At 54.3% G+C, this 14,309-nt stretch carries 13 protein-coding genes; 4 read left to right on the top strand and 9 right to left on the bottom strand.

Annotated features, from left to right (window positions below):
* Positions 1-242: 242 nt before the first annotated feature.
* Both hflX and LWL52_RS14460 read right to left on the bottom strand, forming a co-directional pair.
* Positions 243-1,430: a GTPase HflX gene (hflX, locus tag LWL52_RS14465; protein WP_242921124.1), complete on the bottom strand. Its 1,188-nt coding sequence runs from the start codon at positions 1,428-1,430 to the stop codon at positions 243-245.
* A 3-nt stretch (positions 1,431-1,433) separates the two neighbouring features.
* Positions 1,434-2,162: a c-type cytochrome gene (locus tag LWL52_RS14460; protein ID WP_242921122.1), complete on the bottom strand. Its 729-nt coding sequence runs from the start codon at positions 2,160-2,162 to the stop codon at positions 1,434-1,436.
* Positions 2,163-2,292: 130 nt separating this feature from the next.
* Between LWL52_RS14460 and LWL52_RS14455 the strand changes: the two genes are divergently transcribed.
* Both LWL52_RS14455 and rfbC read left to right on the top strand, forming a co-directional pair.
* Positions 2,293-3,417: a glycosyltransferase family 4 protein gene (locus LWL52_RS14455; protein ID WP_242921120.1), complete on the top strand. Its 1,125-nt coding sequence runs from the start codon at positions 2,293-2,295 to the stop codon at positions 3,415-3,417.
* A gap of 263 nt (positions 3,418-3,680) precedes the next feature.
* Positions 3,681-4,223, top strand: a complete 543-nt coding sequence (gene rfbC / locus LWL52_RS14450) for a dTDP-4-dehydrorhamnose 3,5-epimerase (protein WP_242921118.1) — start codon at positions 3,681-3,683, stop codon at positions 4,221-4,223.
* A 145-nt stretch (positions 4,224-4,368) separates the two neighbouring features.
* Here the strand turns inward: rfbC and LWL52_RS14445 are convergent, their stop codons facing one another.
* Both LWL52_RS14445 and LWL52_RS14440 read right to left on the bottom strand, forming a co-directional pair.
* The gene (locus LWL52_RS14445; RefSeq protein WP_242921117.1) at positions 4,369-5,040 is read right to left on the bottom strand and encodes a hypothetical protein; all 672 of its coding nucleotides are present in this window, start codon (positions 5,038-5,040) and stop codon (positions 4,369-4,371) included.
* A 195-nt stretch (positions 5,041-5,235) separates the two neighbouring features.
* On the bottom strand, positions 5,236-6,522 hold the full coding sequence (locus tag LWL52_RS14440) for a UDP-N-acetylmuramoyl-tripeptide--D-alanyl-D-alanine ligase (protein WP_242921116.1): 1,287 nt from the start codon (positions 6,520-6,522) through the stop codon (positions 5,236-5,238).
* A 182-nt stretch (positions 6,523-6,704) separates the two neighbouring features.
* Here LWL52_RS14440 and LWL52_RS14435 point away from each other — a divergent pair, with 182 nt between their 5' ends.
* Entirely contained in the window at positions 6,705-8,927 is a 2,223-nt protein-coding gene (locus LWL52_RS14435; RefSeq protein WP_242921115.1) for a T9SS type A sorting domain-containing protein, read from the top strand.
* Positions 8,924-9,325, top strand: coding sequence for a hypothetical protein (locus LWL52_RS14430; protein WP_437179359.1), 402 nt, complete (start codon positions 8,924-8,926; stop codon positions 9,323-9,325). The genes LWL52_RS14435 and LWL52_RS14430 overlap by 4 nt, the downstream gene beginning before the upstream one ends.
* A 643-nt stretch (positions 9,326-9,968) precedes the next feature.
* Here LWL52_RS14430 and LWL52_RS14425 read toward each other — a convergent pair.
* The 5 genes from LWL52_RS14425 to LWL52_RS14405 form a co-directional block, all read right to left on the bottom strand.
* Positions 9,969-10,739, bottom strand: coding sequence for an amidohydrolase (locus LWL52_RS14425; protein ID WP_242921113.1), 771 nt, complete (start codon positions 10,737-10,739; stop codon positions 9,969-9,971).
* Positions 10,740-10,852: 113 nt separating this feature from the next.
* Positions 10,853-12,001 (bottom strand): methionine aminotransferase, encoded by a 1,149-nt coding sequence (locus LWL52_RS14420; protein ID WP_242921111.1) that lies wholly within the window; start codon positions 11,999-12,001, stop codon positions 10,853-10,855.
* Between the two features lie 58 nt (positions 12,002-12,059).
* On the bottom strand, positions 12,060-12,641 hold the full coding sequence (locus tag LWL52_RS14415) for a uracil-DNA glycosylase family protein (RefSeq protein WP_242921109.1): 582 nt from the start codon (positions 12,639-12,641) through the stop codon (positions 12,060-12,062).
* Between the two features lie 191 nt (positions 12,642-12,832).
* Positions 12,833-13,258 carry a hypothetical protein gene (locus LWL52_RS14410; protein ID WP_242921107.1) on the bottom strand — a complete coding sequence of 142 codons (426 nt, stop codon included), beginning with the start codon at positions 13,256-13,258 and terminating at the stop codon, positions 12,833-12,835.
* Positions 13,259-13,415: 157 nt separating this feature from the next.
* Positions 13,416-14,201: a hypothetical protein gene (locus LWL52_RS14405; RefSeq protein WP_242921105.1), complete on the bottom strand. Its 786-nt coding sequence runs from the start codon at positions 14,199-14,201 to the stop codon at positions 13,416-13,418.
* Between the last annotated feature and the right edge of the window lie 108 nt (positions 14,202-14,309).

The following is a 14,309-nucleotide window of genomic DNA, read 5'->3' as shown; positions in this document are numbered from 1 at the left end:
AGTATAAACCTGCTCTCCTTGCCTTTTTCCCTTTTGTCATCCTGAAAGGATCTTGGGAGCAAGCTAATGAAGCCAAAGCAACACCGCTCATACTTCACCAGCAACAATAGCCAAGCTCCCCACCTTAGACAAGGAGGGGTTAGGGGTGGTTGGGCCCGGTCCTGCACCGCTTATACTTCACAAAAAGCCAATAGCAGAACGCCCTCTCCTGTTTTTAGGAGAGGGCGTTCTGCTATACTTATCTATACATTGTTGGGGTAACGTTCAAAGTGGATCTCGGCCACGCGGCGCTGTAGTTCGTCGCGCAGCTGCTCGATGTTGACCTTGTCGGTGGCTGAGATAAAGAGCGCCGGGGCGTGTACCTTGGCCATGTAGGTGGCTTTCAGATCCTCGATGGAGGGACGCACGTCGTGGCCTTCTTCCTGCAGTTCCTGTTCGCGCTGTGCCAGGTAGCGGTCTATTTTATTGAACACCAGCAGCACCGGCTTTTCGGCGGCGTGGATGTCTTTGAGCGTATCGTTAACAATGGCGATCTGCTCTTCGAATGAAGGATGCGAGATATCCACCACATGCACCAGCAGATCGGCTTCGCGGATCTCATCCAGCGTCGATTTAAAGGCTTCGATGAGCTTGGTTGGCAGCTTGCGGATAAACCCTACCGTGTCGGAGAGCAGGAACGGTGTGTTGTCGAGCACCACCTTGCGCACCGTGGCATCTACGGTAGCAAACAGCTTGTTTTCGGCAAACACGTCGGATTTGGAGAGCAGGTTCATCAGCGTCGATTTGCCTACGTTCGTATACCCCACCAGGGCCACCCGTACAATGCTGGCGCGGGCTTTGCGCTGCTCGTAGTTCTGCTTTTCAAGTTTTTTGAGGCGCTCGCGCAGCAAGGCGATCTTGTCGCGCACAATACGGCGGTCGGTCTCGATCTCGGTCTCTCCCGGGCCTTTCATACCGATACCTCCTTTTTGCTTGGAAAGGTGCGTCCACAGGTTAGTCAGGCGGGGCAGCAGGTACTGGTACTGGGCCATCTCTACCTGGGCATGTGCCTGCGCGGTTTTGGCGCGGAGGGCAAAAATATCAAGTATAAGCAGGCTGCGGTCCACGATCTTTACCTGCAGTTCCCGCTCAATGTTGCGCACCTGCGAGGGCGAGAGGTCATCGTCGAAAATAACCATGTCCACATCGTGCTCTTTTACATAGGCATTGATCTCCTCCAGTTTGCCGCTGCCTACAAAGGTGCGCACATCGGGTTTGTCGAGCTTCTGAATAAAACGCTTGAGGGTTTCGGCCCCGGCCGTTTCTGCTAAAAAAGCCAGCTCGTCGAGGTATTCTTTGGTTTGCTCGTCGGTCTGGCGGTAACTCGGAACAGCCACCAGCACGGCAGTCTCCTGCGGCTTGGCGGTATCATAAAATTGCTTTTTTCCCATTAATTATTTCTTAAGCGTCATGGTGTAAGCCGCGAGCATCTCTACTTCCTGCGCGCTCAGCTGCTTGCCGAAGGCAGGCATCAGGCCGCGGCCATTTTCAATAACGGTTTTACGGTCGTTCAGGCTGCGTTGACTAACTTGTAAGTTTGCCGCGTTGCGTTTGTTTTTGGCGCCATCGGCCCCGTGGCAGCTGGCGCATACCTGCGTGTAGATGGCTTTGGCGTTGGCCAACTGGCTCTCGCTCATGGCAGCGATGATGTTTTCAGGTGCCGCAGCGTTGGTTGCGGAAGGCTGGCCTGTTTCGACGGCATCTGTTTCGGGCGTATCCGTCGCATCCGGAAGGGCAGCCTTTGCTATCGGCTCCTGGTTGTTCATGATCAGGCTGTTGGTTTCGGCCACGCCATATACATAAAGGAAAAGCAGGAGCGCCACCACCGTCAGCAGCTTGCTTTGGCGCGCCAGACCGGCAATGCCGATCGGAATAGCAGCCAGTACCAGTACTATTTTAAGGATAAGCCACGCCGGCAGGCCGCCATTGTACTGCGTGGCCAGGTATGCCCCTGTAATAAGGATTAGGGTGCCCAGGAGTATGTCGGCCACCTTGGTTTTATGACGTACCGTGGCCAGCAGCTGGTGCTTGTTTAGGAGCAGCAAAACTGCCTTGGCAGCAAACAGCAGTAGAAAAAGAACTACTACCAGTACGTGTGTGTGCAGGAATGCTGTTACGGGCATGCTTTTATAGTTGTGATGGAGCGCATAGCGCGCCGGTGTGCAATTTACTTTAAAATTTCTGATGCTTCTGCTAAAATGGCTAACTTACGGTTTTTAGGCCCCAAGAACGCTTTCTTTGTGATGAGCAGGTATGCGCATAGCCATTGTCATCAACACTTCCTGGAACATCTACAATTTCCGTATGCGCCTGCTGCAGGCGCTGTTGGCAGACGGCCATGAGGTAATAGCGGTGGCCCCGCCCGATGCCTATTCCCAAAAGCTGGTAGCTGCCGGCTGCACCTTTGTGCCCGTGCAGATGGCCAGAGGCACCAACCCCTTCCCGGACCTGCTGCTTGTCTGGCGCCTGTACCGGGCTTACCGGCAGCTCAGGCCCGATGTGGTGCTGCATTATACCATCAAGCCCAATATTTACGGCGCCATTGCGGCCCATTGGGCGGGCATTCCGGCCATCAACAATGTATCCGGACTGGGCAGCGTCTTTATCACCCGCGATCATATTTCGGCCATCGCCCTGAAGCTGTATCGGGTTGCGTTTCGCTATCCGGCCAAAGTATTTTTCCAGAACCACGACGACCGTCGACTTTTCCTGCGCAACAGACTGGTGCCCGCCAGCATCACGGAGGTGCTGCCGGGCTCCGGCATCGACCTGCAGGCATTCCGGCCCATCGGTGCATTCCGGCGCAACCAGCCCTTTGTGTTCCTGATGGTGGCGCGGGTGCTTTTTGACAAAGGTGTGGTGGAGTTTATAGAAGCCAGCAAACGGTTGCAGGCGCAGCACGCCGGGGTGAAATGCCAGCTGCTGGGCAAAGTGGATGAGCGCAGTCGCTCCGGCATCCCGAAACAACAGCTGGAGGAGTGGCTGGCTACCGGCGGAGTCGAGTACCTGGGTGCAACCGACGAGGTAGCCCCTGTACTGGCGCAGGCCGACTGCGTGGTGCTGCCTTCTTACCGCGAAGGAACGCCGCGCACGCTGCTGGAAGCCGCTGCCATGGCCAAACCTTTAATTGCCACCAATGTGCCTGGCTGCCGCGAGGTGGTGCACCACAATGTGAATGGGTATCTTTGCCGCGCCCGCGACCCAGCCGACCTGGCCGCCAAAATGGGGCAGATGCTACAGCTAAGCAACGAAGAACTGGAGCGGATGGGCCAAGCCAGCCGCCAACTGGCCACCACCAAATTCGATGACCAATTTGTAATCCAGAAGTATAAAGCAGCCATTGCGCAGGTTAAGGAAGGTAGAATTTTGAATGACTGAATCATTGAATGAAAAGGTCTTGAATAAGTCAGGTATGGGCGGCTTCTTTGAATAGGAAATATAAAAAAGCCGGGAAACGGTACTCAAGGATGTATTTTACCTGCCACCTAGTATCCAGAAATCTTTCACAGACAGGTGCTGACAACAGGAGGCTATAAAAAGCGGGATGATTAAAGTATAAAGTGCGGCTTTTGTATTCATTTATTCAAAAGTCAGTTATTCAAAATTAATTTACTACACGTCAAGATCAGCACATTAACCTCATGGAGCACACGCTTTTTCATATACAGGGACTAATAGAATTTACACCACGTATCTTCCGCGACGAACGGGGCTACTTTCTGGAGACGTTCAGCCAAAAGTGGTTTGAACCGCTAGGCCTGGCTCCTAATTTTGTGCAGGACAATCAGTCGGTGTCGGGCAGGGGCGTTTTGCGGGGGCTACACTTTCAGAAGCCGCCACATGCGCAGGCCAAACTGGTGCGGGTAAGTTCGGGCAAAGCCCTGGATGTGGCCGTAGACCTGCGCAAAGACTCGCCTACCTACGGACAACACGTTACCTGCCTGCTGGATGCTGAAAAGCACAACCAGTTTTACATTCCAGCAGGTTTTGCACACGGCTTTGTGGCCCTGGAAGACAATACCACCTTTCTGTACAAGTGCACAGACTTTTACGCGCCTACAGCAGAAGGCGGTATACTTTGGAACGACCCGGCTCTAAGTATAAGCTGGGGAATTGCAGCGCCGCTGGTATCACCGAAGGATGAGATATTGCCACTACTGAAGGATTTCGACTCGCCATTTTAGGTGAGACATAAAACGCCAGGCACAAGACGTTAGACTTATAAAGATATAATTTTGATAAAACAGCAAGGCCCACGATCATCAGAATCGTGGGCCTTGCTGTTTTATACTTACCTAATCTTTCTCTCCTGTTGCGCTTTCGACTTAATTAGAACCGTAACAGAAGTGATAAATTGGAAAGCGGCTGATATTTGATATTAGCATAGCTATACTTTGATGTCCCATCGCTAGTATTGCCATAGCTTGCAGTATGCGTTTTGTACTTCCCAGTATGGTAGTAAGCAACAATTGCTGTTTCCGTCGCAATGTATAATCTGCTATTGATCTGAAAAGCAATTCCGGCAAATGGCCGGACCACAGCCCCAACATTGTATGAATTATCTTTAACAGTTGTGCCGTTATAGTAATCAGAATTCCCGCTTCTGTTTTTTGATACTGATCTTCCGTAAACTGGCCCAGCTTCTCCACCATAGTACAATTCCCAACGATTACTTAAAGGAACCTGCCATTCGTATCCTCCTGTTAACTGAACATGAAAATAACTATTTTCAGATGTGGATTTATTGTTTGGTGATGGAGAAGAATGTTCGTACATAGAAGTGGTGCCCACCAACGTAGCTCTAAAGGCAGCGTTCGCTTTAATTTGGCGTTTATAAATTAAACCTACCGGAAGCTCCCTGTTACTATCGAATACTTTATGTAATGTAGGACTGGCAATAATGCCTAGGTGGTGCTTATAGGATGTAGTGTCTGGTGTTTGTGCGTAAGCAAACCGGACGAAAATTAATAGCAAGGTCAAAAGAGTACATCTTATTTTCATACTTTCTATATTAGTTAGGTTAAGTAATATATATAAATATTATTGAAAAGACCATGCCTGTAAAAGACATGGTCTTTATTTATATAAAAAAACTTAATATAGAAAATAGTTATCCAGCTTGGTCTTGCCTTCCTCAAACGGGCTGTTGCTGCGTGTTGCTAGGTATGTTTAATTCATGATAGTTCTTCTATTCTTCTAAAGAACCTCCACCAAAGTTTCCAGGCCCATGCCTCTGGAGCCTTTTACCAGCACGTAGCTTTCTGTAACCGGGTGTTCTTGCAACCACTTGGTCAGCTCGGGCTTGGTTTCAAAGTATAAAAACGCCTCGTTCACCGCAGCGGCATACTGCATGTCCTTGCCGCAAAGTATAACCGTATCGAAAGGCTGCTCTGCTACCACCTCACCTAAGGCGCGGTGCTCTGTTTCGCTTTCGGGGCCCATCTCAAACATGTCGCCCAGTATCACCACTTTGCGGGGCGCATGCATGTTGCCGAAGTTGCGCACAGCAGCGGCCATCGACGTAGGATTGGCGTTATAAGCATCCAGGATGATGGTGTTGCTGCCCTGCTGCAGCACCTGCGAGCGGTTGTTGACCGGACTGTAGCCGGCAATGGCTTCGTTGACGTTGGCCAGCGGCACCCCGAAAAACTTGCCTATGGCAGCTGCGCCTGCCATGTTCTCATAGTTGTAGCTGCCTACCAGCTGCGTACGTACTACGTTGCCTTCTTCATCCTTGTACACCACATAAGGCGATGCTTCCAGTAACTCGGAATGATAGTAGTCGCCGGGGGCGGGGTAGGTTACTTTATGTTCGATGCGGCGGCTCATGCGCACCAGGTGCTCGTTGGTGGTATTTATAAACACGGTGCCCTGGTGGTTATCCAGGTGCACGTAGAGCTCGCTTTTTCCCCTGGCTACTCCCTCTAAACTTCCAAAGCCTTCTAAATGGGCTTTGCCGATGTTGGTGATCAGGCCATGGGTGGGCTGGGCTATGGTGCAAAGCTGCGCAATTTCGCCGATGTGGTTGGCGCCCATTTCGATGATGGCCATCTCGTGCTCGGGCCGGAGGCGCAGCAGCGTGAGCGGCACGCCAATGTGGTTGTTGAGGTTGCCCTGCGTGTAGAGGGTATTATACTTCTGGCTCAGCACGGCATGAATGAGCTCTTTGGTGGTGGTTTTGCCGTTGGAGCCCGTAATGCCGATAACGGGGATGCTGAGTTGGCGCCGGTGGTGGCGCGCCAGGTCCTGCAGGGCCTGCAGCGTATCCTCCACCACAAACACGTTTTCGGCGGCCATGGCCGGGGCATCTACCACGGCATACCGGGCGCCCTTCTCCAGAGCCGTGGCGGCAAACCTGGCGCCTTTAAAGTTGGGGCCGTTCAGGGCAAAAAATAAGCTTTGGTCCTGGGCTGCCCGCGAGTCGGTGCTGACGTGGCGGCATTCGAGGTATTTTTGATATAGAAAGGCGATGCTGTTCTGCATGAATTATGTACTTTTAGCTTAGCGCTTAATCAGATGCTTTTGTGTAGGCAACCCAGGTATACACCAGGCGCTGCCGGCGCAGTGGCAATATACACGCAAATCCCGAAAAGCGACAGCGCTGCCTGTTTCCATCGTGCAAAATCTGGGGCTGTAAGGAAGAAACGTTGCCGCCCGGGCAAACTATGAAGAACATCTATACTTTGTTATTGGTCTGCTGGGCGGCTACAGCTGCCCTGGCCCAGGACTCGCTGCAGTTCCGGCTGCGCACCGACGTGCCGGTCACAACGTCCGCCGGCCCGCTTCCCGACCCGTGGAGCGGCGGCCTCAACACGCCCCAGTTCTCCACCATCGACCTGAACAAAGACGGCCACCCGGACCTGTTCATCTTCGATAGGATGCTGCAGAAAGTATACACGTGGCTGGCGGTTCTGGAGGGTGGTAACTGGCGCTATACTTATGCACCGGCGTATGAGGTCTTTTTCCCCGCCGACCTGCACGACTGGGTGCTGCTGCGCGACTATGACTGCGATGGCCAGCCCGATATTTTCACCAGCAGCCCGCTGGGCATCCGGGTGTTCCGGCAGGAGGCAGCACCGGCCGGGCAGCTTAAGTTTGCCTTGTCCGAAGAAACGCTGCTCTACGGCAGCCGCAACGTGAACCTGCAGATGAACAGCAGCGATATACCTGCCATTACCGATATGGACGGCGATGGCGATCTGGATATAGTGGTGGCGGAGTTTTCGCAGGGCTATACCCTGGAGCATTACCGCAACATGCAGGCCGAAGAAGGCTTGCCCTGCGGCACGCTGAAGTATGTGCAGCAAACCAACTGGTGGGGAAACATTACCGAGTGCGAGGGCTGCAATTCCTTTTCATTCAATGCCCAGTGCCGGGTGGCGGCCCCGCAGCATACCGGGCACAGCGGCTCGTCGGTGCTGCTGCTGGACCTGGATGCCGACAACGACAAAGACCTGCTGATGGGGGCGCTGATGTGCAACGACCTGGTGCTGCTGCCCAACCAGGGCACCCGCGACAATGCCGCCATGCGCAGTTTTGACACCCGCTTTCCGGCTTCTAAGCCGGCCAGTTTTAACATTTTTCCGGCAGCGTATTACGAAGACGTGACCTTCGACGGCATTCCCGATCTGCTGGTAGCGCCGCAGTCCACGCACGATCTCAGGGATATCAACCTGGCGCAATCCACGTGGCTTTATCAGAACAAGGGAGCCGAGAATAAGCCGGTATTTGATTTTGTGCAGGACGATTTTCTGCAGCACCAGATGCTGGATCTGAGCGAAGGCGCTTTTCCGGCATTTGCCGACCTGGATGCCGACGGTGACCTGGATCTGCTTGTTGGTAACTATGCCGCCCTGCGCAACGGCCGTTACAGTGCTTCTATCAGCTTCTTCAAAAACACTGGCTCTGCCGCTTCGCCCGCCTTTCTGCAGGTAACCGATGATTACCTGAACCTGTCTTTCAATAACTTTAAAAGTATAAATCCCGGGTTTACAGACCTGAATGGTGACGGGCTTCTGGACCTGGTGCTGGCCTACCAGGAAGCAGAAACAGGAAAAACGGCCTTGCGTTACCTCCCGAACGCCGGCGTCAAAGGTGCGCCCATGCAGTTTAATTTTGCCAACCTCCGCGACATTATGCTGCTGGAAGCGGGCGATGCCCCGGCCTTTTTTGATGCCGACGAGGATGGCGACCAGGACCTGGTGCTGGGCAAAGCAAACGGCACCTTGGCCTTTTACCGGAATACCGGCAGTTTTGAGCAGGCAACATTTACGCTGGAAAACAGCCGTGTAGGCGCCATCGGCCTGGAGGTGATGCTGCGGAACCTGCGTCCGGCCGTGGCCGATGTGGACGGAGACGGCCAATCTGACCTGCTGACTGTGGATGACCGGGGACTCCTGAGCATCTACCGCGATTTTACCCGGCACCTGGCCCTGGAAGCCATACTTGTTCCGGAAACAAAGGTGCTGGAAAATGACCTGACAGGACAACGGCACTCCACCCGACTGGGCAAGGGCTTAAGTATAACGGCGGCTCCACTGGGAGGCGATGCTAACCTGTATCTGGCTATCGGCACGCAGGGAGGTGGCTTATACTTATTGCAGCAAACGGCCGGAAACAATGCCGTAGTTCCCGATCCGGAAGCCGGGCTCACACTACAGGTATACCCCAACCCTGCTGATCGGGGCACGCGTGAGGTGGCCAGTGTGCGGGCTTCTGCGCCTGTTACGGTAGTGGTGTATGATGTGATCGGCCGGCAGGTATACAGCCACGGCACCTTTACCCAAAGCCACAGCATTCCGTTGCGTGCCCTGAAGGCCGGCGTTTATGTGGTGCGTGCCCGAACGCAATCCGGAGAACAGGTGAGTGCTAAATTGCTGGTCCGGTGATGCGCGCGTTCCTGCTTCTCGATCTTTCTGCAGGGGCTGCTTACGGGCAACCGCTGGTGGCGCAGGTAAAACAGGCCTGGCCCGAGGTAGCTACGCTGGACCTGGATGCCGGCTCGACGGAATTACTGTTACATTATGCGCTGCGGCTGCTGCACGAGGCCGGCAAAACCGTGGTGCTGGTAAAAGCAGCCGCAACGGCAAATGAGTTTGGGAAAGCGATGCCGCTAATAGAGGAGCTGCTCGTGCCACAGGAAGGCCGGCTGCTGTTGCTTCTGGGCCCGCATCCCCGCTTGCAGCGGATGCTGCAGGCAAGACCCCAGGTACTTTACAAACAAGTGGAAACTGAAGCCGACGCACTGGCCGAAATCAGTAGCTTCTTTACTGAAACATCTGGTTAAAGAATAGTGGGTTCTGGCAGGTAGCAGGAGAAAAGCGGTTATGCTTAATAGTGGGTATTCTTCAAGTATAATGTTCCAGCTATACTTGGTGGTGGCTGTTCTTCCCTCAGTTTTATACTTAGGCCATACTTATTAGCTACTTGTATTCCGCAGTTTTATACTTGCCTTGTTTCATTTCTAGCTTTGGTGCGCTCCAAGCCCGCGGGGGCTCGTCCTGGGGGTGCAGGCCCCCCCGACAAGGGCATCGCGCTGCTTTCATTTCCTGCCCTCGTACCTCGGGCTGCCTCACTAGCGTTCGTCACCGGAAATTCTCGAGGCGCTCAACCCAAGGACTGGGATCAACTCGATAGCTTAGGTTTATACTTCAGCTTAAGTATTAAGTATAAAACTTCTCTCCTTGTCTCTTTCTTTTTTGTCATCCTGAAAGGATCTTGTGAGCAAGCTAATGAAGCTAAAACTACAGCGCTTATACTTCCCAGGCAGCCATAATAGGCTCTTCTCCTTAGACTAGCGAGAACGCGAGTTCGAAGCTAGCGAGTGTAGCTCTGTAGGCTAGGGGTAGTTAGACCCGGTACTTCACCGCCTATACTTCAGAAAGAACCTATAGCCGAACTGGCTGGTGTGGGGTAATAAAATACTTTTTCTACAAAGTAAACGCATCGGCATCCAGGTGGGCGGGAAATGCCTGCCGGAAATCGTCCAGCTCCTGTTTGTTTAGTGTTAAGGTATGAATGCCTGCTGCTTCGGTGGTTTCGAGTAACGCGTATCCTTTGGGATGGATAATGGCCGAATCGCCGGAATACGGATGGTCGTTGCCGTCGGTGCCCACCCGGTTCACGCCTACCACATAGGCCACGTTCTCGATGGCGCGTGCTTTCAGCAGGGTGCTCCAGGCCAGGTTGCGCGCTTTGGGCCAGTTGGCCACATACAGCAGCAGGTCGTAAGCGTTGCCCGTGTTGCGGCTCCACACCGGGAAGCGCAGATCATAACATACCAGCGGACAGATCTGCCAGCCCTGCAGCTCCACTACCAATCGCTCCTGGCCGGGCGTATAAGTATGGTGCTCGTTGGCCATCCGGAACAGGTGGCGCTTGTCATAAGCAGCGTAGGTGCCATCGGGGCGCACCCAAAACAGGCGGTTATAGTAGTTATCCCCTTCCTTCACGATCACGCTGCCGGTTATAACAGCCTGGTGCTGTTTTGCCTCCTGCCGCATCCAAGCCAGGGTAGGGCCTTCTGTTTCTTCGGCTAAGTCCGGGGCGCTCATACTAAAGCCGGTGGTAAACATCTCGGGCAGCACGATCAGGTCGGTAGCGGGCGCGGCGGCTGCCAGCCTGGCGGAGAACATGTGGCGGTTTGCAGCAGCATCCTGCCAGTGTAGTTCGGTTTGTACGATCGTTACCCGAAGATCCATGTTGTTTTTAATTATGAATTGCGAATGATGAATAGAACCAAGCTTTTCAGGATTTGAATGGCTATAGTGTTAGCAATTTAGCCATTCAAAATGCAACAATCAAACAATTAGACCTACAACCGGACCAGCCGCGCTGCGGCCGTGCGCAACGTGTCCTCGCCTTTGGCAAAGCAAAAGCGCAGGTATTTGTGGTCTGTTTTGTTGTGGTAAAAAGCGGAAACAGGTATGGCTGCCACGCCCGCCTGCTGCACCAGTTGCCTGGCATAGTCTACATCATAGGCATCCGTTAGGGCATCATACCTGACCAGCTGAAAATAGGTGGCCGGCGAGGGCGTGAACGTGAAGCGGGCATCCTGTAGCTGCGCCAGAAAGTAATCGCGCTTCTGCTGGTAAAAAGCCGGTAATGCGAGGTAATGCTCCTCGTGGTCAAGAAAATCGGCGATGGCCAGCTGCAGGGGCGTAACAGAACTGAAAGTGATAAACTGGTGCATTTTGCGCAGCTCGGCCGTGAGCGGCGCCGGGGCAATAGCGTAGCCAATTTTCCAGCCGGTGGTATGGTAGGTTTTGCCGAACGATGAAATAACAAAACTGCGGGCGCGCAACGATTCGATCTGCAGCGCGCTGACATGCTCCTGGCCATCAAACACCATGTGCTCGTATACTTCGTCGCTTATTACAAGTATGTCGGTGCCCTCGGTCAGGCTAGCCAGTTTCTCCAGGTCGGCTTTGGTCATTACCGCGCCGGTGGGGTTATGGGGCGTGTTGATGATGAGTAGCCGCGTGCGGGAGGAGATGCGTTTGCGCACCAGGTCCCAGTCCACATGGAAATCGGGTAGCGCCAGCGGCACATAGATCGGGGAGCCGCCGCTCAGCCGGATGGCCGGTGCATACGCGTCATAACAGGGCTCCAGCACCACCACTTCATCGCCCGGTTTCACTACGGCCATAATGGCTGCAAACAAGGCCTCGGTTGCGCCGGTGGTTACGGTGATCTCAGTGTCAGGATCGGGTTGGTAGCCATACAGGCGCGCGGTTTTCAGGCTGATCTTTTCGCGCAGCTTTGGCACGCCGGCCATGGGTGCATACTGGTTAAAGCCTTCGCGCATATACTTGTTCACCAGGTCAATCAGCGGCTCGGGGCAGTTAAAATCCGGAAAGCCCTGCGAGAGGTTGATGGCCTGGTGCTCGTTGGCCATCGCCGACATCACCGTAAAAATGCTTGTTCCTACATCAGGTAACTTGCTGCTGGGGTAGTTGATCATGCGGGATAGAAAGTTGAAAGCGAGGGTCTATGCTGCAACGGAAACAGGATGTATAAGTTTACGAAAGAAGCGCTCCAACCAGCTGCTGCAGTGCCGGCACCGCGTCGGCCTCAAACCAGGGGTTGTGGCGGAGCCAGAACTGGTTGCGGGGCGATGGATGCGGCAGCGGCATGTAGCGCGGCAGGTACTCGGGCCAGTGGGCTACGGTTTGGGTTAAGGTGGCGTGGGCCGTTTTTTGCAGGAAATAGTCCTGGGCATACTTGCCAATCAGCAGCGTGAGCTCGACGGCGGGCAACAGGGGCAACAGTTGCTGGTGCCAGTGCCGGGCGCATTCGGGCCGCGGGGGCAGATCGCCGCTTTTGCCTTTGCCAGGGTAGCAGAAACCCATCGGGATGATGGCGATCTTGGAGGCATCGTAAAACACTTCAGGCGTGATGCCCAGCCATTGCCGCAGGCGCTTGCCGCTCTGGTCATCCCAGGGGATGCCGCTGGCGTGTACTTTGGTGCCGGGCGCCTGCCCTACAATCAGCAGCCTGGCCGTAGCGCTGGCGTGTAGCACCGGGCGCGGGCCCAGTGGCAGGTGTTCTTCGCAGATACGGCAGGCCCGCACCTGTTGCAGTAAATCTTCCAGTCCCTCCATTATGTCAGAATCTGATGCAAAGGTACAACCTATACTTTAAGGAAGGAACAGCCGGCGTAAAACGCTGTAACATCCGGAATGCAAACCGCCCGGGGTAACTTCATAAACGGGTCGGGAAATGGTGTGATGACCACTGTGCCGGGCACAAAAAAGCACGGGCATAAGCCCGTGCCGGGAAGTAGGAGGTTTACTTAGCGTAAGCGGTCGTCCCAATACTCGTCGGGTGGCAACTGCCGTTCGTGGCGGTAAGTAGGGTAAGGCATGGCATGGTCGTACTGCCAGCGGTCGTTTGCGTGCTGGTTGCTGTTATGGAAATATTCGTCCTGCTGTTGCCAGGGCCGGGGCCTGTCGCTGTATTCCTGCTGCCAGTCGCGGCCTGCCTGCCGGGGCTGGCTGTGCTGCCATTCTTCGTGGCGGTTCAGGCGGCCTTCTCCTGGTGGGTGGCTTTGTTCGTGCCACTCGTTTCGGTTCCTGGAAAATAATGGTGCAGGGTCTCCCCAGCGGCTTCTGAAATCATTAAAATGATCTTCCTCATAATGCGGTGGCTGCTCCCGCTGTCGCTGTGGTGGTTGCTCCCGGTAGCGGGGGTGCCTGGGCTCGTTTTCATCGTAGTGCATACGCTGCGTAATTAAATGGAACAAGGGATGATTGCTTATTTGTACGGGGTGATGAGGAGGAGGTTTGAGCCGGTGCAGGTATAAAACAAAAGCCGGCTGTAATGACCGGCTTTTGTTTTAAAGGATAGCGCTGCGGGCTATTCGCCTTTTTCCAGCACTACCTGCGGTAGCGCTGCGTTCTGTCGGTATCATCGGAATACCTGTCGTGGCCGGTGTCTGACTCATCTGCCCAGCGGGGGCCGCTTTCATATCCTCTGTTAAAATTGCGGTCCCGGTATACTTCCGATCCGCGGCGCTCGCGGTCAAAGCGGTCGTGGCTGGAGTAGTCATGCGGGGTGTAGTTGGGATCGTCGGAGTGCATGATGTCGTTCCAGCCGTCTTTTACGCGCTGAAAGAAGCCACGTGGGTCGCGCCGCTGCGTACTGGCATCGTCGGGCGTGTAGCGGCCTTCGCGGTACCAGTTATGCGAGCCACTGCCATAGCGGTAATCATCCTCTTTGTAACGGCTGCGGGTACCGGGGCCTTCCCGCCCCGAGTCGGTGCGGTAGGAGTTCTCGTCGTGCAGGTTGCCGGGGCGCGATCCGCTTACAAAGCCACCGTACTGGTTATAGCTGCCTTGCCCTTCGCGGTTACCGTGGTTTATAAACGATTGCTCGTTGCGGTAGGGGCTGTCGGAGCGGCTGCCATAGTGGTCGCCGGGATGGGCATTTTGTCCCTGGTTGTAGGAAGTATGGCTGCTGCCACCCTGTGGGTAATTGCCGCGGTCCTGGGCTCCATGGGTGCTGAGGCCGGTGTGGAAGTAATTGCCTTCGTCCCACTTCTGGTTATGATCGCCACGATAGCCGTAACGCTGTTGTTGCTCCTGGTCCTTTTTGTATAATTGCTGGCCGATGCGTTGGTTTTCACCACCGATCTTGCTGTTTTCTCCTGCGTTGTCTGTCATAGCGTTAGGGGTTTTTTAGGTACGTTTACAATAGTTACATCCGCTGCTGCGGATACTGATTTGTACGGTGTTCCGGCGCTATTGTTGGAGCGGCCCCGCTAACGGACT

The organism is Pontibacter liquoris (assembly GCF_022758235.1).
In the GTDB taxonomy this organism is placed as follows: Bacteria; Bacteroidota; Bacteroidia; order Cytophagales; family Hymenobacteraceae; genus Pontibacter; species Pontibacter liquoris.
This window is presented reverse-complemented; position numbering and strand designations above follow the sequence as displayed.